The organism is Pseudomonas sp. KBN12P06040, assembly GCF_037574965.1.
GTDB classification, from domain to species: Bacteria; Pseudomonadota; Gammaproteobacteria; order Pseudomonadales; family Pseudomonadaceae; genus Pseudomonas; species Pseudomonas aeruginosa.
This window is the reverse complement of sequence record NZ_JBBELS010000001.1, coordinates 4,991,521-5,008,116: the sequence shown is the minus strand read 5'-3', so window position 1 is coordinate 5,008,116 and position 16,596 is coordinate 4,991,521. Positions and strand designations below refer to the sequence as shown.

Genomic DNA, 16,596 nt, shown 5'->3' with positions numbered 1-16,596 from the left:
GCGCGTTCCCATGGCTGTCGGTCTTGGCCCCCTGTCCACCCTGCACCCGGTCCCCGGTTTCGAACTCGGCATCGCTTCCGCCGGCATCAAGCGACCGGGGCGCAAAGACGTGGTGGTCATGCGCTGCGCCGAAGGCTCCAGCGTGGCCGGGGTGTTCACCCTGAACGCGTTCTGTGCCGCGCCGGTGACCCTGGCCAAGCAGCGTTTCCTCGGTGAGGTGCGCTACCTGTTGACCAATACCGGCAACGCCAACGCCGGTACCGGCGAGGCCGGCCTCGCCGCCGCCGCGCAAACCTGCGCCAAGCTCGCCGAACTGGCCGGGGTCGCCGAGACTTCGGTGCTGCCATATTCCACCGGGGTGATCGGCGAGCCTCTGCCGGTGGCCAAGATCGAGGCGGCGTTGCCTGCGGCCCTCGCCGACCTGGCCGAGGACCGCTGGGCCGAAGCTGCCGCGGGGATCATGACCACCGATACCCTGCCCAAGGGCGCCAGCCGCCAGTTCGTGCACGATGGCGTGACCGTGACCGTCACCGGGATCAGCAAGGGCGCCGGGATGATCAAGCCGAACATGGCGACCATGCTCGGTTATATCGCCACCGACGCCAAGGTCGCCCAGGGCGTGTTGCAGGATCTGTTGCGCGATGCCGCCAACAAGTCCTTCAACCGCATCACCATCGACGGCGATACCTCCACCAACGACTGCTGCATGCTGATCGCCACCGGTCGCGCGGCGCTGCCGGAAGTCACCCAGGCCAGCGGCGCGCTGTTCGCCGCGTTGAAGCAAGCGGTACTGGAGGTTTCCATGGAGCTGGCCCAGGCCATCGTTCGCGACGGCGAGGGCGCGACCAAGTTCGTCACTGTCCAGGTCAACGGCGGCGCCACCCACCAGGAGTGCCTGGATGTCGGCTATGCCGTGGCCCACTCGCCGCTGATCAAGACCGCGCTGTTCGCCTCCGACCCGAACTGGGGACGCATCCTCGCCGCGGTCGGACGTGCCGGCGTGGCCAATCTGGACGTGAGCAAGATCGACGTGTTCCTTGGCGACGTCTGTATCGCCAGCCGTGGCGGCCGGGCGGCCAGTTACACCGAGGAGCAGGGCGCGGCGGTGATGGCCCAGGCCGAGATCGGCATCCGCATCGAACTGGGACGCGGCACCTGCAGCGAGACCATCTGGACCACCGACCTGTCCCACGAATACGTGAAGATCAACGCAGAGTACCGCACCTGAAGCCAGGCATTCCGATCCTTCATCGATGGATGAAAATCGGGAATTTGCCATCGGTCCGTGCGCCTCTTAAGTTCTCTGGTGCATGGCCGTCCGCGTCGGGCGGCCGAAGAGGAGAGGCGCATGGCCCTGACCATCGTGATTGGCAATCGCAATGACTCGTCCTGGTCGCTGCGGGGCTGGCTGGCCCTGCGCATGAGCGGGGCGGCGTTCGACGAGATACTCGTCCCGCTGGGGCGGCCCGATAGCCGGGAGCGGATCCTGCAATATTCGCCGACCGGCAAGGTGCCCTTGCTGAAAAGCGAGGATGGCGACATCTGGGATTCCCTGGCCATCGCCGAGTACCTCGCCGAGCGCTTCCCCGAGGCCCACCTGTGGCCGCGCGGCGAGGCGGCGCGGGCGCTGGCCCGTTCGGTCTGCGCGGAAATGCACAGCGGTTTCGCCGCGTTGCGCGGCGAGCTGCCGATGGACCTGCGGCGCCAGCAGCCATTGGTGGAATTGTCCGAGGCGACACGACAGGATATTCAACGTATCTGCGAAGCCTGGGCGGATTGCCGGCGGCGCTTCGGCCAGGACGGTCCGTTCCTGTTCGGCCACGCCAGCCTGGCGGATGCGTTCTACGCACCGGTGGCGGCGCGTTTCCGCAGTTATGCGGTGGAGTTGCCGGATATCGCCCGGACCTATGTCGAGACGATTTATCAGTGGCCTGCGTTCCGCGCCTGGTACGACGCGGCATTGCGCGAGCAGGCCGGTAGTTGATGGCCGTCCGCCGCTTCCGGCGGTGCGTGACGGCAGTAGCGAGGAGATGATCCGTGAAACGAGTACATGTTGCCGCGGCCGTGATTCGTGGCTCCGATGGCCGGGTGCTGATCGCCCGGCGGCCGGAAGACAAGCATCAGGGCGGCCTGTGGGAGTTTCCCGGGGGCAAGGTGGAGGACGGCGAGCCGGTGCGCGCGGCGTTGGCCCGTGAGCTGGAAGAGGAACTGGGCATCCGTGTCGAGCGGGCCCGGCCGCTGATCCAGGTTCGCCACGACTATGCCGACAAGCATGTCCTGCTCGATGTCTGGGAGGTCGACGGGTTTTCCGGCGAAGCCCACGGCGTCGAGGGCCAACCGCTGGCCTGGGTGGAGCCGCGCGAGCTGGCGGACTACGAGTTCCCCGCCGCCAACGCGCCGATCGTCCAGGCCGCGCGCCTGCCGGCGCACTATCTGATCACCCCGGACGGCCTGGAGCCGGGCGAGCTGATCAGCGGCGTACGCAAGGCGGTGGAGGCGGGCATCCGCCTCATCCAGTTGCGCGCGCCGAACATGTTCAGTCCCGAATACCGCGATCTCGCCATCGATATCCAGGGACTCTGCGCCGGCAAGGCGCAACTGATGCTGAAAGGCCCGCTGGAGTGGCTGGGCGACTTCCCGGCTGCCGGCTGGCACCTGACCTCCGCTCAACTGCGCAAATACGCCAGCGCCGGTCGGCCGTTCCCCGAAGGGCGCCTGCTGGCCGCTTCCTGCCACGACGCGGAGGAACTGGCCCTGGCCGCCTCGATGGGAGTGGAGTTCGTCACCCTTTCGCCGGTACAGCCGACCGAGAGCCATCCCGGCGAGCCGGCGCTGGGTTGGGACAAGGCCGCCGAACTGATCGCCGGCTTCAACCAGCCGGTCTACCTGCTGGGTGGCGTCGGTCCGCAGCAAGCCGAGCAGGCTTGGGAGCATGGAGCCCAGGGCGTGGCGGGTATCCGTGCGTTCTGGCCGGGCGGCCTTTGACGGTGGAATGAAGAAAAAAGGAGGCTTCGGCCTCCTTTTTTCGTCTCGATGCCGAGCCCTCGCTCGCCGTCAGTCCGGTTTTGCCGCCGCCTCCCAGAGAATCTCCGCCACGCCCTGGCGCCGAGCGATGGCGCGGGCGGCGACGAACAGCAGGTCGGAGAGCCGGTTCAGGTAGCGCAGGCCGACGCCCTCCAGCGTTTCCTCCTGGTCCAGCGCCTGGCAGCGCCGTTCGGCACTGCGCGCCAGGCTGCGGCAGACATGGGCCTGGGCGACCAGGCGGGAACCGCCGGGGAGGATGAAATTCTTCAGCGGGCCCAGCTCGTCGTTCCAGCGGTCGATGCAGCTTTCCAGGCGTGCCACTTCCGTCTCGTCCAGGGCCCGATACTCCGGCATCGCCAGCTCCCCGCCGAGGTCGAACAGGCGGTGTTGCACTGGCGCCAGCGCCTGGACGATCTCCTCCAGGCCGGGATGTGCGCCACGCGCTTCCAGCAGCTCGGCAAGGAGCAGGCCCAACTGGCTGTTCAATTCGTCCACCGCGCCGATCGCCTCGATGCGTGGATGGCTCTTGGGCACCCGGCGTCCGCCGGCCAGGCCGGTCTCGCCGCGGTCGCCGGTACGGGTGTAGATCTTCGACAATCGATTGCCCATGGTTTCAACCTTCCTCTTCGTCGCCCCGCCGCAGGCTGCTACCGGGTTGCGGCAGAGCGGGCGGCAGGGCCTTGGCTTGTGCCGGGGCGACCGCTTCGGAGCTTTCCAGCGGCAGGCGGATGCTGAAGCAGGTGCCGCGGCCCAGTTCCGAGCGTACTTCCATCTGGCCCTTGTGATTGTTGGTGATGATGAAATACGAGACGGACAGGCCGAGACCGGTGCCCTGGCCGACTTCCTTGGTGGTGAAGAACGGCTCGAAGATACGCTTGCGCACCAGTTCGGGCATGCCGCTGCCGTTGTCTTCCACCTGGACTTCCGCCCAGGGCGGCGTCAGGCGCGTGCGCAGGACGATCCGACCCTGTTCGCCTTCCTCTTCGTCGTCGCGCTGGTGGATGGCCTGGGCGGCGTTCTTCAGCAGGTTGAGCAGGACCTGCTCGACCTCGTTGGCGATCACCGGCACCGGGCCGAGGTTGGGGTCGAACTCGTGGACGATCTGCAACGATTTGAAGTCGAAGCCTTCGGCCAGGTCGAAGTCGTTGCCGGCGATTTCCACCGCCTGTTCGAGCAGTGCGGGCAGTTCGCAAGCGGTCATCTGCCGGTGGCTGCGGCGGCTGAAGGCGAGCATGTGGGTGACGATCTTCGCTGCCCGCGAGCCGGCGTGCTGGATGCCTTCCAGCAGGCGCGGGATGTCGCGGCCGTCGAGGTAGTGATTGATGTCTTCCAGCGGCACTCCGACCTCGGCCGCCAGCTCGACGTTCTTCGCCAGCTCCGGGGACAGGCGCCGCTTGATGTTCTGCACGTTGTGCAGGATCGCGCCGAGCGGGTTGTTGATCTCGTGGGCCATGCCGGCGGCGAGGCTGCCGACCGAGAGCATCTTCTCCGATTGCACCATCACTTCTTCCAGGCTCAGCCGCTGGGTGATGTCGTCGATGCGGATCACCGCGCCGCGGCCGGTGCCGCCCATCAGCGGGTAGAAGGTCAGGGCGTAGTGGCGCGGCGTGTCGATCAGCGCCCAGGTGACCCGTTCGACACGCTCCACGCTGTGCTTCTCGGCAGCCCGGGTGAGCTGCGGAAGGAACGGCTTGAGCGAGGGAAAGGCGAGGAACACCGGCTGGTTGACCGCATCGTCCAGGCTGGTGCCGGAAAGCTGGCTGGCCTCCTGGTTCCACTGCGTGACGTAGAGTTGCTCGTCCACCGCGATCAGCGCCGAAGGCATGGAGTCGATGATGCTGTTGAGGTAGTGCTGGAAACCGGTGAGCTTCTTCTCGATCTTGCTGCGCACCTGCACTTCCAGTTCCAGCTTGCGGTTCGAGCGGCGGGTTTCCTCGGCCAGGCTCTGGGCCTGCTCGACCGCTTCCTGGGCATCGTCGCGGGCGCGCTTAAGCTGTTGCTCGCGGGCCTCGATGCGGGTCAGCATGGTGTTGAACGCGTCGGCCAGGCGGCCGATCTCGTCGCCGTTGCCGCGCTGGGCGCGGAGGGCGTAGTTCTCCTCGCGGGTGACCTGCCGCGACAGTTCCTCGAGATCGCGGATCGGCCGGGTGATCAGGCGGCGTATCTGCTGCGCCACCAGCAGCCAGAGCAGCACGCTGACGCCGAGGATCGCCAGGCTGGCGGTGAGGGTTCCGGTGTAGAACGCGCTCGGCAGTTCACCGCTGGCCACCAGCAACAGGTAGCCGGGGCGGGCGTTTTCCTGGGGCAGTTCGATCAGCGCGTTGAGGCGGTACTCGCCGCGCCTCCAGTGCTCCAGGCGGTCCAGGCGGGTCGGCAGCTTGAGGGTGTCGCCGCGTTGCAGGTCGGCCAGCATCAGCCCATTGCTGTCGTACAGGGCCGCGGCGCGCAACGGCTGGTAATCGTTGAGCTGGCGCAGCAGGACCTCGGCGGTCTGCGGCGAACTGAGTGCCGGCTGGCTGAGCGCCGGGTTGGCGATCAGCCGGCCGATGGTCTGCATCGCCTGGGGGGCGACGCTCTCCTGGGAAATCCAGTAGGCGGCGCTGATGAACGCCAGGTTGGCCACCAGCAGCACGGTGGCCAGCAGGATCAGCAGGGCGGCGAGCAGTTTCTGCCCTACGGGCAGGTTGTCGAGGCGCTGGCGCAGGTTCATGGGCTCTGGCGGTCCGCGGCGAAAAGGAATGGCGGGCAGGGTAACGCGCTTTAGCGGTCGGGCAAACCGCGCTGGCGCAGATGGGCCTGGAGGCGGGCGAGCAAGGTTCCCAGGCGCGGCAGCGGTAGTCCCAGGCGCTGCGCATGCTGGCAGGCGTAGCCGAGCAGATAGCCGATTTCCGTGCGCCGGCCGCGGGTGACGTCCTGATGCATCGAGGAATAGTTGGCCGCGGTGGCGTCGATCACCGCCCGGACATCCTCCAGCAGGCTCCTGGCGGCGGCGTCGTAGCCGCTGGCGTGGAGCAACTGGCCGAGTTCGTCGCAAAGCGCGGCGATCTCTTCCGGGTGCTGCCGCAGGCCGCCGTTGCGGCAATCGTGGAGGACGGTCAGCGGGTTGATCGCGCAGTTCAGGGCCAGCTTGCGCCACAGGCGTTCGAGGATGTCGTCGCTCCAGCTGTGCGGGATCCCGGCCTGGGACAGCTGCGCCAGCCAGGCGGGGGCGCTTGTGTCGCGCGGATCGCCGAGCCAGGTGTGCCCGCGGCCGGCGAAGACCACGCGGAAATCGCCATCGCGGAACGCGCCTTCGGTGCTGGAGGCGAACAGGCAGCGGCTGCGCGGCAGGCGGGCGGCGACCGCCTGCTGGCTGCCCAGGCCGTTCTGCAGCAACAGCAGTTCGGCGTTGCCGGCCAGGCGATGGGCCACGCTGGAGGCGGCTTCCTCCGCGTCGTAGGCCTTGCAGGCCAGCAGCAGGCGCTGGATGGGTTGCCCGCCGTCCGGGGTTTCCGCGGCGATCGGGTAGAGGCTGGCCTGGCCGTCTTCCACCAGGCTCAGTCCGCCGGCCTGTTGGTAGCGGCGCAGGCGCTGGCGGTCGCGCAGGATCAGGCGGACGGGCAGGCCGGCGCGCCCGAGGCGCGCGGCCCAGAGGCTGCCGAGGCTACCGGCGCCGAGGATATGCCAGGTCATGGTGGCTACTGCGAATGGCTGACGATAGAGCGAAGTCTAGCGCAGTGCCGGTAGCCGGCAGGTTGCGATCCTGCCGCTGGCATAGGCATCGGGCAACAGGGCCTCGGTGCGCTGCAGCAGTTCGTCGATGCCCAGCGGCAATGCCCCGCTGTCGAGGCCGAGCATGGCGATGCCGGCTTTCAGGCTGATGAAGCCTTCGCTGGTCTTGAAGGCCTTCAGGTTGAGCCCGTCGTGCAGCCGCTTGAAGCTGCTCGACGAGCATTCGTGCAGGTCCTCCACCAAGGTGATCAGGGCGAAATGCTGCTCGTCCAGGCGCACCAGCACGTCCAGCGGCCGGACCAGCTGTTGCAGGCGCCTGGCCACGCCGAGCAGCAGCTCGCGATGGAAGGCCTCGCCGTGCCGCTGGCGCAGGACCGGTGCCTCGGGCATGCCGACCAGCAGGTAGCACAGCGCTCCACCGCGGGTTTCCACCTGGCGCAGGCTGTCGGCCAGCTTCTGGCGCAGGTAGCGGGGATTGCCGAGGCCGGTGAGGGTATCCACCAGGTTGCGTTCTTCCATCCGCGCGATGTTTTCGGTGAGCAGGCGGTTTTCCACCAGCAACCGTTGCAGGGTGTTGCACAGGCGGTCGGCTGCGTAGATGCGCGGCACCAGTTGCTCGTTCATTGCGGCCTTGCTGACGAAGTCGTCGACGCCGCGGTCGAAGGCCTCGCCGAGGACGTTCTCGCCTTCCTTGCCGGTGAGCAGGACGATGTAGGTGTAGTGGTTGATGCTTTCGTCCAGTTGGCGGACCCGGGCGGTCAGTTCCAGGCCGTCCATCTCCGGCATCAGCCAGTCGGCCAGGAGCACGCTGACCGGGCGTTGTTCGAGCTGCTGCAGGGCCTCGCTGGCGCTGCTGGCGAAGCGGATGTCCTGGTAGCCGGCCTGGCTGAGGGCGCGGCCGATCATGGCGCTGGAAAACTTGGCGTCGTCGACGACCAGGATGCTGAGATCGGGGTTGGGCATGAACGGACTCGAGAAGAGGATGGGCGCCGGTACGCTGCCGGCAAGGGCCCGGTTCGTCGCGGGAGGCCGGGTCCCGGCCGCGATCGCGCGCGCCATCGGGAAGAAATCGTCGGTCTCCGCCACACCGGCGGGCATTCGCTCGCGAGGGCTCGGTTATAATGGGCGGGCATTTTTTACCGTCAAGCCAGGCGCGGTTCCGTCTGTGAACCCTGTCGCGCCGTCCATCTGGAGAGATGACATGCCTTCGTTCGACGTGGTGTCCGAACTGGACAAACACGAGTTGACCAACGCCGTGGACAACGCCATCAAGGAACTGGATCGCCGTTTCGACCTGAAAGGCAAATGCAGTTTCGAAGCCAAGGACAAGTCGGTGACCCTCACCGCCGAAGCCGATTTCATGCTCGAGCAGATGCTCGACATCCTGCGTTCCAACCTGGTCAAGCGCAAGGTCGACAGCCAGTGCATGGAGATCAAGGATGCCTACCCGTCGGGCAAGGTGGTCAAGCAGGAAGTGAACTTCCGCGAGGGCATCGACAAGGACCTGGCGAAGAAGATCGTCGGCCTGATCAAGGAGCGCAAGCTCAAGGTCCAGGCCGCCATCCAGGGCGAGCAGGTGCGCGTCACCGGCAAGAAGCGCGACGATCTGCAGGAGGCCATCGCCCTGCTGCGCGGCGAATCCCTCGGCATGCCGCTGCAGTTCACCAACTTCCGCGATTGACGAGGTTTTTCGGAACCTCTCGCCATCCCGGGCATCGCAATAGGGAGTAGCGCCGCCGCGACCTCTCCCGCGTTGTCCGCCCCTGTCGGCGCAGCGTCGGTTCGTCCGCGCTGCGCCGATTCGTATCCAGGCCCGGGAACGTCGGCCCACGGCGTCCGGGCAGGAATCTGCAAGCCCGTCCCGTTTCCGTTGCGGAAGGGAGGGGTGTTTTTTCGAGAAATGGAGGTAATGCATGGAATTGAACTACGACCGACTGGTGCAGCAGACCGAGTCCTGGCTGCCGATCGTGCTGGAGTACAGCGGCAAGGTCGCCCTGGCGCTGCTGACCCTGGCGATCGGCTGGTGGCTGATCAACACCCTGACCGGCCGGGTCGGCGGCCTGCTCGCCAGGCGCAGCGTCGACCGCACCCTGCAGGGCTTCGTCGGCAGCCTGGTGAGCATCGTCCTGAAGATCCTGCTGGTGGTCAGCGTGGCTTCCATGATCGGCATCCAGACCACCAGTTTCGTCGCCGCCATCGGCGCCGCCGGCCTGGCCATCGGCCTGGCCCTGCAGGGCAGCCTGGCTAACTTCGCTGGCGGCGTGCTGATCCTGCTGTTCCGCCCGTTCAAGGTCGGCGACTGGATCGAGGCGCAGGGCGTGGCCGGCACCGTGGATTCGATCCTGATCTTCCACACCGTGCTGCGTAGCGGCGACAACAAGCGGATCATCGTGCCCAACGGGGCGCTGTCCAACGGAACGGTGACCAACTACTCCGCCGAGCCGCTGCGCAAGGTGATCTTCGACGTCGGCATCGACTACGACGCCGACCTGAAGAATGCGCAGAACATTCTCCTGGCCATGGCCGACGACCCGCGGGTTCTGAAGGACCCGGCACCGGTGGCGGTGGTTTCCAATCTCGGCGAAAGCGCGATTACCCTGTCCCTGCGGGTCTGGGTGAAGAACGCCGACTACTGGGACGTGATGTTCATGTTCAACGAAAAGGCCCGCGACGCGCTGGGCAAGGAAGGTATCGGCATTCCCTTCCCGCAGCGGGTGGTCAAGGTTGTGCAGGGCGCGATGGCCGACTGAGGGCCCGCACGATCCACGAAAAAGGCCGGCGAATGCCGGCCTTTTTCATTCTTGCCTCAGTGCTGCTCGGCGTTCTGGTGACCCGGCGCCGGCGTCTCGCTGGACGGCGCGCGGCGCAGCCACAACCAGCCGATCAGCAGCAGGGTGGGAATGCCCATCACCGCGGTGACGTAGAAGAAGTGCTCGTAGCCGAGGCTCTCGACCATGGTTCCGGAGTAGCCGCCGATGAAGCGCGGCAGCAGGAGCATGGTCGAGCTGAGCATGGCGTACTGGGTGGCGGAGAACTTCAGGTTGGTCAGGCTCGACAGGTAGGCGACGAAGGCCGAGGCGGCGAGGCCGCCGCTGAAGTTGTCGAGGGTGATGGTCATCACCAGCATCAGCACGTGCGGCTCGAGCGCCATCACCAGGCTGATCACGTCATGGCTGGGCAGGGCCTCGGCGTGCAGCGGGCCGAGCTGGGCGAGCATGGCGAACAGCAGGTTGGTGGCAGCCGAAGCGGCACCGCCGATGAACAGGATGGAGAGGATGCTGAAGCGGGCGATCAGCACCCCGCCGGCGGCGGCGCCGATCAGGGTCATGAGTACGCCGAAGACCTTGCTGACGCTGGCGATGACTTCCTTGGAGAAGCCCATGTCGATGTAGAAGACCCCGGCCATCACCCCCATCACCGTGTCCGACAGGCGATAGGTGGAGATCAGGCCGAGCAGCAGCAGGGCCTGCCAGCGATAACGCTGGACGAACTCGGTGATCGGCGTCAGCACCGGGGCCATCAGCAGGCGCCCGGGTGCCGACAGGCAGGACGCGGCGATCAGCAGGAACAGCGTGCCGCGCGGCCAGGCACCGGAGTAGTAGGCGCGGCACATGGCGGTGACGGTGACGAGGAGGATGATCAGCACCATCACCGAGACCGCCTGGTGGACGAAATCGAACAGCGGCACTTCCTTGCCGCGCGCCGCCACCAGCAGCGGCCTGCGCACGGTGGCGAGCAGTTCGCGGACCGGGCGAATCTGCTGGCGTCCCCACGGCGACAGGCAGATCCCCATGAGCAGCGCGTAGAGGCCGGCGCGCGGCCAGGCGCGGTCGAGGAGGGCGGTGATCATCGCCGGCAGCGAGATCAGCAGGATCAGCAGCAGGAGCACCGAGAGCAGTTGGTGGTTGAAGTCGAAACGCGACGGGTTGACGTGGATCGGCACGTCCACCGCCGGCTCGCGGATCAGCAGGCTGGTGACCAGCCCGGGCAGGATCAGCAGGGCGAACAACGCATAGGTCAGGCCCCAGGCCGACTGGCTGTAGTTGAGGCTGGTGGAGCCGAACCATTCGGCGAGAATCAGCGCGCCGGCGCTGGCCAGCAGGATTGCCGCGCGGTAGCCGGTCATGTAGCAGGCAGCGAGGGCGGCCTGGCGGCTATCCTCGGCGATTTCCAGGCGGTAGGCGTCGATCGCGATGTCCTGGGTGGCGGAGGCGAACGCCACCAGCAGGGCCAGGCCGATCAGCCAGGGCAGGTGGCTCTGCGGATTGCACAGGGCCATGCCGAGCAGTCCCAGGGCGATCAGCACCTGCGAGAACACCAGCCAGGAACGGCGCCGGCCGAGACGGCCGACGAAGGGCAGGCGCCACTGGTCGAGCATCGGCGACCAGACCCACTTGAAGGCGTACACCAGCCCCAGCCAACTGGCGAAACCGATGGTATCCCGCGCCACGCCGGCTTCGCGCAGCCACACCGACAGGGTGTTGAACACCAGCATGGTGGGCAGGCCGGCGGCGAAGCCGAGCAGCAGGAGGGCCAGGCTGGCGGGAGACTTGTAGGCGACCAGGGCCTCTCGCCAGGATTGCTGAGTCATGGGGTAACCGTTCCGCAAAAAATAACGCGCACTCTAACCGCTCTACTTCGCTGTAAGCCAGCCATGCCGACGTATGTCCACCCTGTCGTTGTGCAGGAGAACGCCTTCCTCGCGCAAGCGTGCGCGTTGTTCGCGACCGCCGGGACTGTCCGCCGGCAGGCTGATGCGACCGCCGGCGCCGAGAACCCGATGCCAGGGCAGGCGGGTATCCACCGGCAACTGGCTGAGCGTCCTGCCGACCCAGCGGGCGGCGCGGCCTAGGCCGGCCAGTTCGGCCAGTTGCCCGTAGCTGACCACCTGCCCCGGCGGCACCTGCGCCAGCACCAGGTACAGGGCCTCGCGGCGCGCCTGGGCACTTGCCGGGTCGCTGCCGGCCCAGGCATGCTCATCGGTTTTCCCTTTCCTGTCCGCCTTGTGAACGCCCATGTCGCTCAGAGCCCTCTGTTCAATCGTCGTGATGCTCCTGGCCGGCCCCGTGCTGGCCGACACCGTATGGCTGGACAACGGTGACCGCCTGTCCGGCGAGATCGTGCTGATGGACGGCGGCAAGCTGGCGCTGAAGACCCGTTATGCCGGCCAGGTGCTGATCGATTGGAAGGATATCGACACCATCAGTTCCGACAAACCCCTGCTGATCAAGCAGCAGGGCGTATCCGGGCAGCGTAGCCGAACCCTGGAGGCGGCGGGCAAGGGCATGGTGCGGATCGTCGATGGCGGCAGCCATACCGTCCCGCTGGCCAGTATTCGCCAGATGGTGCCGCCGCGACCGCTGGTGGAGGACCTGGTCTGGGAGGGCAATCTCGACGTCAAGCTGGACAGCAAGCGCAACGACAGCGACAAGGACGAATGGAAGCTCAAGGGTGATACCCGGCTTCGCCACGGCGCCTGGCGCCACGTGCTGGCGGGGGAAGTGGAGCGGGAAAAGAAGGATGGGCGCAAGGTCGAGGACAACTGGGAGCTGGACTACGACCTCGATCGCTTCTTCGACGAACACTGGTTCTGGCGTGGCAGCTATTCGCAGAAGCACGATGCGATCGACAACCTGGAGCGCCAGAGCGCGCTGGGAACCGGCCCCGGCTACCAGTTCTGGGACGACGAACTCGGGCGTTTCGACCTGGTCGCCGAGATCAGTCGCTGGCAACTGGAGTGGCGCGATCAGCCGCGCGAGGATTTCACCTCCTATTCGCTGGAGTGGGACTACAAGCGGCTGCTCGCCGGGACCCGGCTGGAGCTGTACAGCAAGGGAACCGTGCTGGTTCCCGGCATCGAGCGGATCGACTACCTGCTCGACAGCGAATACGGCCTGCGCTATCGCCTGAACAGTTGGGCGCGTCTTTCGTTCCTCTATGAACTGGACCAGTTGCGCACCGAGGGGGGCACCCAGTCCGACCGGCACTACCTGATCGGGGTCGGCGTCGGCTGGTGACGCGGCTCACCTTTCGGTCGATCCGGCTGAACTTTACCGCCCGTGCCCCGGTCCTTGCTCTGCCGCCCGGCATTTGGATAATGCCGGCCTCTTCGAACCCAACTCAGTTGATTTGTGCTCATGTTGTCGAGAATCCTGCTGTGCCTCGCTGCCCTTGCAAGTTCCACCTCAGCCCTTGCCGATACGGTCTGGATGAAGAACGGTGACCGCCTTACCGGCAAGATCACCCTGTTCGACGGCGGCAAGCTGCTGCTGAAGACCGACTATGGCGGCGACATCACGCTCAAGTGGGACAAGATCTCCACCTTCGAGAGCGAGCAGAACCTGCTGGTCAAGCAGGATGCCGAGACCGGCGAGCATTCCAAGGGCATCAGGGCCGCCGGGCCGGGCCAGGTGACCCTGGTCAACGGCGAGCCGAAGACCGTGGAGCTGGCCAGCATCCAGCAGATGATGCCGCCCAAGCCGATCCTCCAGGACTGGGTATGGAACGGCAACGTCGATTTCTCGCTGGACCGCAAGCAGGCCGAGAACGATGTGTCCGACTACGACATCGATTTCAAGACCAACGCCCGCCACGGACTCTGGCGCCACAACGTGCAGGGCGAGTACAACCGCGAGAAGAAGAACGGCCTGGTCAGCACCGACAATTATTCCGGCCAGTACGCGCTGGACCGCTTCATCGACGACCACTGGTTCTGGCAGGGCCAGGTCGCCTACAAGCGCGACATGATCGAGGACCTGGCGAAGAAGCGTACCGTCGGTACCGGCCCCGGCTACCAGTTCTGGGACAACGAGCTGGGCGCGTTCTCCATTGCCACCCTGGTCAACCGCAACGACTACGAGTTCGCCGACGGCGAGAAGGAACACTTCTATTCGTCGAGCTTCAAGTGGGACTACAACCGCTACCTGCTGGCCAAGCAGTTCGAGCTGTTCACCAACGGCGAGGTCAGCAAGCCGCTGCAATCCGGCCTGGACTACGAGCTGCAGACCGAGGCGGGGATCCGCTACAAGCTGACCAGTTGGGCTTCGCTGAGCATGAAGGCGGAATGGGACAAGTTCAGCGGCAACGACGGCAACGTCAACCAGCGCCGCTATACCTTCGGCCTCGGGGTCGGCTGGTAAGCCGGCCTGCACGAAAAAGCCCCGCGATAGCGGGGCTTTTTCCTTGCCGGGCCGGGGCCTACAGGCGCAGGCCGCCGTCCAGTTCGAGAACGCGGCCGGTGTAGTAGTCGTTCTCGAAGATGTAGGCCACCGAGTGGGCGATCTCCACCGGCTTGCCCATGCGCTTCAGAGGGATGCCGGCGGTCATCTTCTCCAGCGCCTCGGGTTTCATCCCGGCGGTCATCTCGGTCTCGATGAAGCCCGGCGCCACGCCGGCCACGCGGATGCCGTAGCGCGCCAGTTCCTTCGCCCAGACCACGGTATCCGCGGCGACCCCGGCCTTGGCTGCCGAGTAGTTGGCCTGGCCCATGTTGCCGGCGCGGGAGATCGAGGAAATGTTGACGATCGCGCCTTCGTTCTTCAGCTCGATCATCTTCGCCGCCACTTCGCGGGTGCAAAGGAACACACCGGTGAGGTTGACGTCGATCACCGATTGCCATTGGGCCAGGCTCATCTTGCTCAACTGGCCGTCCTTGACCTTGATGGTCAGGCCGTCGCGGAGGATGCCGGCGTTGTTGATCAGGCCGTTGATCGCGCCGAAGTCGCTGGCGACCTGGGCCACCATGTGGGTAACCTGTTCCTCGTCCGCCACGTTGCACACGTAGGCGCGAGCGTCGCCGCCGGCGGCCTTGCAGGCAGCGACGGCTTCGTCGAGACGTTCGCGGTTGAGATCGACCAGGGCCAGCCTGGCGCCCTTGCCGGCGAGATATTCGCCCATTGCCCGACCGAGCCCCTGGCAGCCGCCGGTGATGATGATGACCTTGTCTTTCAATTGCATTGCTTGGAACCCCACGAGCAGTTTCTGGAAGCGGACCTTGCCGGCACCTGCGAACGTACTTTGATATGCCCGTCCGTTTACGACGGATTCTATGCAAGGAGTCATAAATTGAGCGTTGAAGCTGCAAAGAATGCCCGAGAATTGCTGCTCAAGGAATACCGTGCGGTCCTTTCCACCCACTCGAAGAAATGGCCGGGCTTTCCTTTCGGCTCGGTGGTTCCCTATTGCCTGGATGCTGAAGGCCGGCCGCTGATCCTGATCAGCCGGATCGCCCAGCACACCCACAACCTGCAGGCGGACCCGCGCTGCTCGATGCTGGTAGGCGAGCGCGGCGCCGAGGATATCCAGGCTGTCGGCCGCCTCACCCTGCTGGCCGAGGCGCGGCAATTGGCGGAGGAGGAGGTCGCCGCGGCGGCCGAGCGCTATTACCGCTATTTCCCCGAGTCCGCCGACTACCATCGGGTCCACGATTTCGATTTCTGGGTGCTGCAGCCGGTCCAGTGGCGTTTCATCGGCGGTTTCGGCGCGATCCACTGGCTGGCCGCCGAGCGCGTGCCGCTGGCCAATCCGTTCGCCGGAGAAGCCGAGCGCGGCATGGTCGAGCACATGAACAGCGACCACGCCGCCGCCATCGCCCACTATGTGGAACTGGCCGGACTGCCGGCGCATGCCGCGGCGCAGCTGGCGGGAATTGATACAGAAGGTTTCCACCTGCGCATCGGCCAGGGCCTGCACTGGCTGCCGTTCCCCGCCGCCTGCGGCAACCCCGGGGCCGTGCGCCAGGCGCTGGTGCAACTGGCCAGGGCCGAGCGCTGGCCGACCGTCGAGCCGGAGCAGGGTTGAATTCTTCCCCGGCTGGCGCCAACTACTGGTGGTACCGGGGGCAAACGGGCCCCGCCAAGGACTCTGAAATGCGCGCTTTCCTCTTTCTGCTGTTGCTCTTCCCGCTGGTCGAGCTGGCCGTCCTGATCAAGGTCGGCAGTGTCATCGGGGTCGGCTGGACCCTGTTCCTGATCGTCGCCAGCGCCTTCATCGGTGCCGCATTGTTGCGCGTGGCCGGTGTGGCCACCGCCTGGCGCGCCCGCGAACGACTGGCCCGTGGCGAACTGCCGGAGCAGGAAATGCTCGAAGGCCTGTTGATCGCCGTCGGCGGCGGCCTGCTGATGCTGCCGGGTTTCATCAGCGACATCTTCGGCATCCTCTGCCTGATTCCTTTCACCCGTCGCCTGATGCTCGGCGGCCTGCGCCGCCGCGTCGAACAGCAGGCGCTGCGCCGGCGCGCCTTTGCCGACGACCTGAACGCCCGCTACGGACAGGGTCCGTCGCGGCCGAACGTCATCGAGGGCGAGTACGAGCGCCGCGACGATTCGCGCAACTGAAAAAAATTTTCACTGCATGCCCTTGAAATGGCTTGTGGCGACCTTATGTAACGGTCACCGCAAGGTCCCTGCCACAAGGGCAGGCTGTCTTACGCGGCTCGCGCGTCGAGTCGCAACCCGGCAACGCCGGCTTCAACAAAACCCGCCGGACTTCGATCCGGCCGTTGGAAACCACTGTTTGGGAGAGTTACGACTATGAAGCTTCGTCCTCTGCATGATCGCGTCGTTATCCGTCGCAGCGAGGAAGAGACCAAGACCGCAGGCGGCATCGTGCTGCCGGGTTCCGCCGCCGAGAAGCCGAACCGCGGTGAAGTGGTAGCCGTAGGTACCGGTCGTGTACTGGACAACGGCGAAGTGCGCGCTCTGGCAGTGAAGGTGGGCGACAAGGTGGTCTTCGGGCCTTACTCCGGCAGCAACGCCATCAAGGTCGATGGCGAGGAACTGCTGGTGATGGGCGAGTCCGAAATCCTCGCCGTCCTGGAAGACTGATCGGTCTCACCACTCCGTTTTCACCGAATTCGATTTA

General features: G+C 66.1%; 17 protein-coding genes. 10 read left to right on the top strand and 7 right to left on the bottom strand.

Translation table 11 applies throughout. The features are described from left to right. The first annotated feature begins 10 nt into the window (after nt 1–10). The 3 genes from argJ to VQ067_RS23525 all read left to right on the top strand — a co-directional run bounded on the left by argJ (nt 11) and on the right by VQ067_RS23525 (nt 2,985). Nucleotides 11–1,228: a bifunctional glutamate N-acetyltransferase/amino-acid acetyltransferase ArgJ gene (argJ, locus tag VQ067_RS23535; RefSeq protein WP_003110156.1), complete on the top strand. Its 1,218-nt coding sequence runs from the start codon at nt 11–13 to the stop codon at nt 1,226–1,228. A 120-nt stretch (nt 1,229–1,348) separates the two neighbouring features. Continuing rightward, a complete protein-coding gene (locus VQ067_RS23530) occupies nt 1,349–1,984 on the top strand; it encodes a glutathione S-transferase family protein (protein ID WP_015503525.1) in 636 nt (211 codons plus the stop codon). A gap of 53 nt (nt 1,985–2,037) precedes the next feature. Further along, a complete protein-coding gene (locus tag VQ067_RS23525; protein WP_003110158.1) occupies nt 2,038–2,985 on the top strand; it encodes a Nudix family hydrolase in 948 nt (315 codons plus the stop codon). Between the two features lie 69 nt (nt 2,986–3,054). Here the strand turns inward: VQ067_RS23525 and VQ067_RS23520 are convergent, their stop codons facing one another. Genes VQ067_RS23520 through VQ067_RS23505 form a run of 4 tightly spaced genes read right to left on the bottom strand, consistent with a single transcriptional unit; the run spans nt 3,055 to nt 7,833 of the window. Beyond that, nucleotides 3,055–3,633, bottom strand: a complete 579-nt coding sequence (locus tag VQ067_RS23520; RefSeq protein ID WP_003094089.1) for a cob(I)yrinic acid a,c-diamide adenosyltransferase — start codon at nt 3,631–3,633, stop codon at nt 3,055–3,057. A 4-nt stretch (nt 3,634–3,637) separates the two neighbouring features. After that, nucleotides 3,638–5,734 (bottom strand): sensor histidine kinase, encoded by a 2,097-nt coding sequence (locus VQ067_RS23515; RefSeq protein ID WP_003094087.1) that lies wholly within the window; start codon nt 5,732–5,734, stop codon nt 3,638–3,640. Between the two features lie 50 nt (nt 5,735–5,784). Further along, a complete protein-coding gene (locus VQ067_RS23510; RefSeq protein WP_340080919.1) occupies nt 5,785–6,696 on the bottom strand; it encodes a putative 2-dehydropantoate 2-reductase in 912 nt (303 codons plus the stop codon). A gap of 36 nt (nt 6,697–6,732) precedes the next feature. Beyond that, complete coding sequence (locus tag VQ067_RS23505) at nt 6,733–7,833, bottom strand: GGDEF domain-containing response regulator (RefSeq protein ID WP_003110161.1); 1,101 nt, start codon at nt 7,831–7,833, stop codon at nt 6,733–6,735. A gap of 103 nt (nt 7,834–7,936) precedes the next feature. On the opposite strand from VQ067_RS23505, the gene VQ067_RS23500 reads away from it, so the two are divergent. Then, nucleotides 7,937–8,416 (top strand): YajQ family cyclic di-GMP-binding protein, encoded by a 480-nt coding sequence (locus VQ067_RS23500; RefSeq protein ID WP_003094081.1) that lies wholly within the window; start codon nt 7,937–7,939, stop codon nt 8,414–8,416. Nucleotides 8,417–8,648: 232 nt separating this feature from the next. Then, on the top strand, nt 8,649–9,485 hold the full coding sequence (locus tag VQ067_RS23495) for a mechanosensitive ion channel family protein (RefSeq protein WP_003094078.1): 837 nt from the start codon (nt 8,649–8,651) through the stop codon (nt 9,483–9,485). Nucleotides 9,486–9,541: 56 nt separating this feature from the next. Here the strand turns inward: VQ067_RS23495 and ampG are convergent, their stop codons facing one another. Beyond that, a complete protein-coding gene (ampG, locus tag VQ067_RS23490; RefSeq protein WP_003094076.1) occupies nt 9,542–11,326 on the bottom strand; it encodes an MFS transporter AmpG in 1,785 nt (594 codons plus the stop codon). Nucleotides 11,327–11,368: 42 nt separating this feature from the next. Continuing rightward, nucleotides 11,369–11,752, bottom strand: a complete 384-nt coding sequence (locus VQ067_RS23485; protein ID WP_003112757.1) for an MGMT family protein — start codon at nt 11,750–11,752, stop codon at nt 11,369–11,371. On the opposite strand from VQ067_RS23485, the gene VQ067_RS23480 reads away from it, so the two are divergent. Both VQ067_RS23480 and VQ067_RS23475 read left to right on the top strand, forming a co-directional pair. Next, on the top strand, nt 11,751–12,752 hold the full coding sequence (locus tag VQ067_RS23480) for a DUF481 domain-containing protein (protein WP_033939189.1): 1,002 nt from the start codon (nt 11,751–11,753) through the stop codon (nt 12,750–12,752). The genes VQ067_RS23485 and VQ067_RS23480 overlap by 2 nt on opposite strands. Before the next feature lie 114 nt (nt 12,753–12,866). Continuing rightward, on the top strand, nt 12,867–13,874 hold the full coding sequence (locus VQ067_RS23475; RefSeq protein ID WP_003134709.1) for a DUF481 domain-containing protein: 1,008 nt from the start codon (nt 12,867–12,869) through the stop codon (nt 13,872–13,874). Between the two features lie 58 nt (nt 13,875–13,932). Here the strand turns inward: VQ067_RS23475 and VQ067_RS23470 are convergent, their stop codons facing one another. Beyond that, nucleotides 13,933–14,691 carry an SDR family oxidoreductase gene (locus VQ067_RS23470; RefSeq protein ID WP_023111783.1) on the bottom strand — a complete coding sequence of 253 codons (759 nt, stop codon included), beginning with the start codon at nt 14,689–14,691 and terminating at the stop codon, nt 13,933–13,935. A 108-nt stretch (nt 14,692–14,799) separates the two neighbouring features. Here VQ067_RS23470 and VQ067_RS23465 point away from each other — a divergent pair, with 108 nt between their 5' ends. From VQ067_RS23465 to VQ067_RS23455, 3 genes are all read left to right on the top strand, one after another. Beyond that, nucleotides 14,800–15,534, top strand: a complete 735-nt coding sequence (locus tag VQ067_RS23465) for a HugZ family pyridoxamine 5'-phosphate oxidase (protein WP_003112758.1) — start codon at nt 14,800–14,802, stop codon at nt 15,532–15,534. A 68-nt stretch (nt 15,535–15,602) separates the two neighbouring features. Then, on the top strand, nt 15,603–16,070 hold the full coding sequence (locus VQ067_RS23460) for an FxsA family protein (RefSeq protein ID WP_003094066.1): 468 nt from the start codon (nt 15,603–15,605) through the stop codon (nt 16,068–16,070). 195 nt (nt 16,071–16,265) lie between these two features. Then, entirely contained in the window at nt 16,266–16,559 is a 294-nt protein-coding gene (locus VQ067_RS23455) for a co-chaperone GroES (protein ID WP_003094064.1), read from the top strand. The last annotated feature ends 37 nt before the right edge of the window (nt 16,560–16,596 follow it).

What these genes read in the sequence shown, in the direction of transcription:
- VQ067_RS23460 (WP_003094066.1), top strand. Translation starts at nt 15,603, where the DNA reads ATGCGCGCTTTCCTCTTTCTGCTGTTGCTCTTCCCGCTGGTCGAGCTG.
- argJ (WP_003110156.1), top strand. Translation starts at nt 11, where the DNA reads ATGGCTGTCGGTCTTGGCCCCCTGTCCACCCTGCACCCGGTCCCCGGT.
- VQ067_RS23530 (WP_015503525.1), top strand. Translation starts at nt 1,349, where the DNA reads ATGGCCCTGACCATCGTGATTGGCAATCGCAATGACTCGTCCTGGTCG.
- VQ067_RS23455 (WP_003094064.1), top strand. Translation starts at nt 16,266, where the DNA reads ATGAAGCTTCGTCCTCTGCATGATCGCGTCGTTATCCGTCGCAGCGAG.
- VQ067_RS23480 (WP_033939189.1), top strand. Translation starts at nt 11,751, where the DNA reads ATGTCGCTCAGAGCCCTCTGTTCAATCGTCGTGATGCTCCTGGCCGGC.
- VQ067_RS23485 (WP_003112757.1), bottom strand. Translation starts at nt 11,752, where the DNA reads ATGGGCGTTCACAAGGCGGACAGGAAAGGGAAAACCGATGAGCATGCC.
- VQ067_RS23495 (WP_003094078.1), top strand. Translation starts at nt 8,649, where the DNA reads ATGGAATTGAACTACGACCGACTGGTGCAGCAGACCGAGTCCTGGCTG.
- VQ067_RS23470 (WP_023111783.1), bottom strand. Translation starts at nt 14,691, where the DNA reads ATGCAATTGAAAGACAAGGTCATCATCATCACCGGCGGCTGCCAGGGG.
- ampG (WP_003094076.1), bottom strand. Translation starts at nt 11,326, where the DNA reads ATGACTCAGCAATCCTGGCGAGAGGCCCTGGTCGCCTACAAGTCTCCC.
- VQ067_RS23515 (WP_003094087.1), bottom strand. Translation starts at nt 5,734, where the DNA reads ATGAACCTGCGCCAGCGCCTCGACAACCTGCCCGTAGGGCAGAAACTG.
- VQ067_RS23510 (WP_340080919.1), bottom strand. Translation starts at nt 6,696, where the DNA reads ATGACCTGGCATATCCTCGGCGCCGGTAGCCTCGGCAGCCTCTGGGCC.
- VQ067_RS23505 (WP_003110161.1), bottom strand. Translation starts at nt 7,833, where the DNA reads ATGCCCGCCGGTGTGGCGGAGACCGACGATTTCTTCCCGATGGCGCGC.
- VQ067_RS23520 (WP_003094089.1), bottom strand. Translation starts at nt 3,633, where the DNA reads ATGGGCAATCGATTGTCGAAGATCTACACCCGTACCGGCGACCGCGGC.
- VQ067_RS23500 (WP_003094081.1), top strand. Translation starts at nt 7,937, where the DNA reads ATGCCTTCGTTCGACGTGGTGTCCGAACTGGACAAACACGAGTTGACC.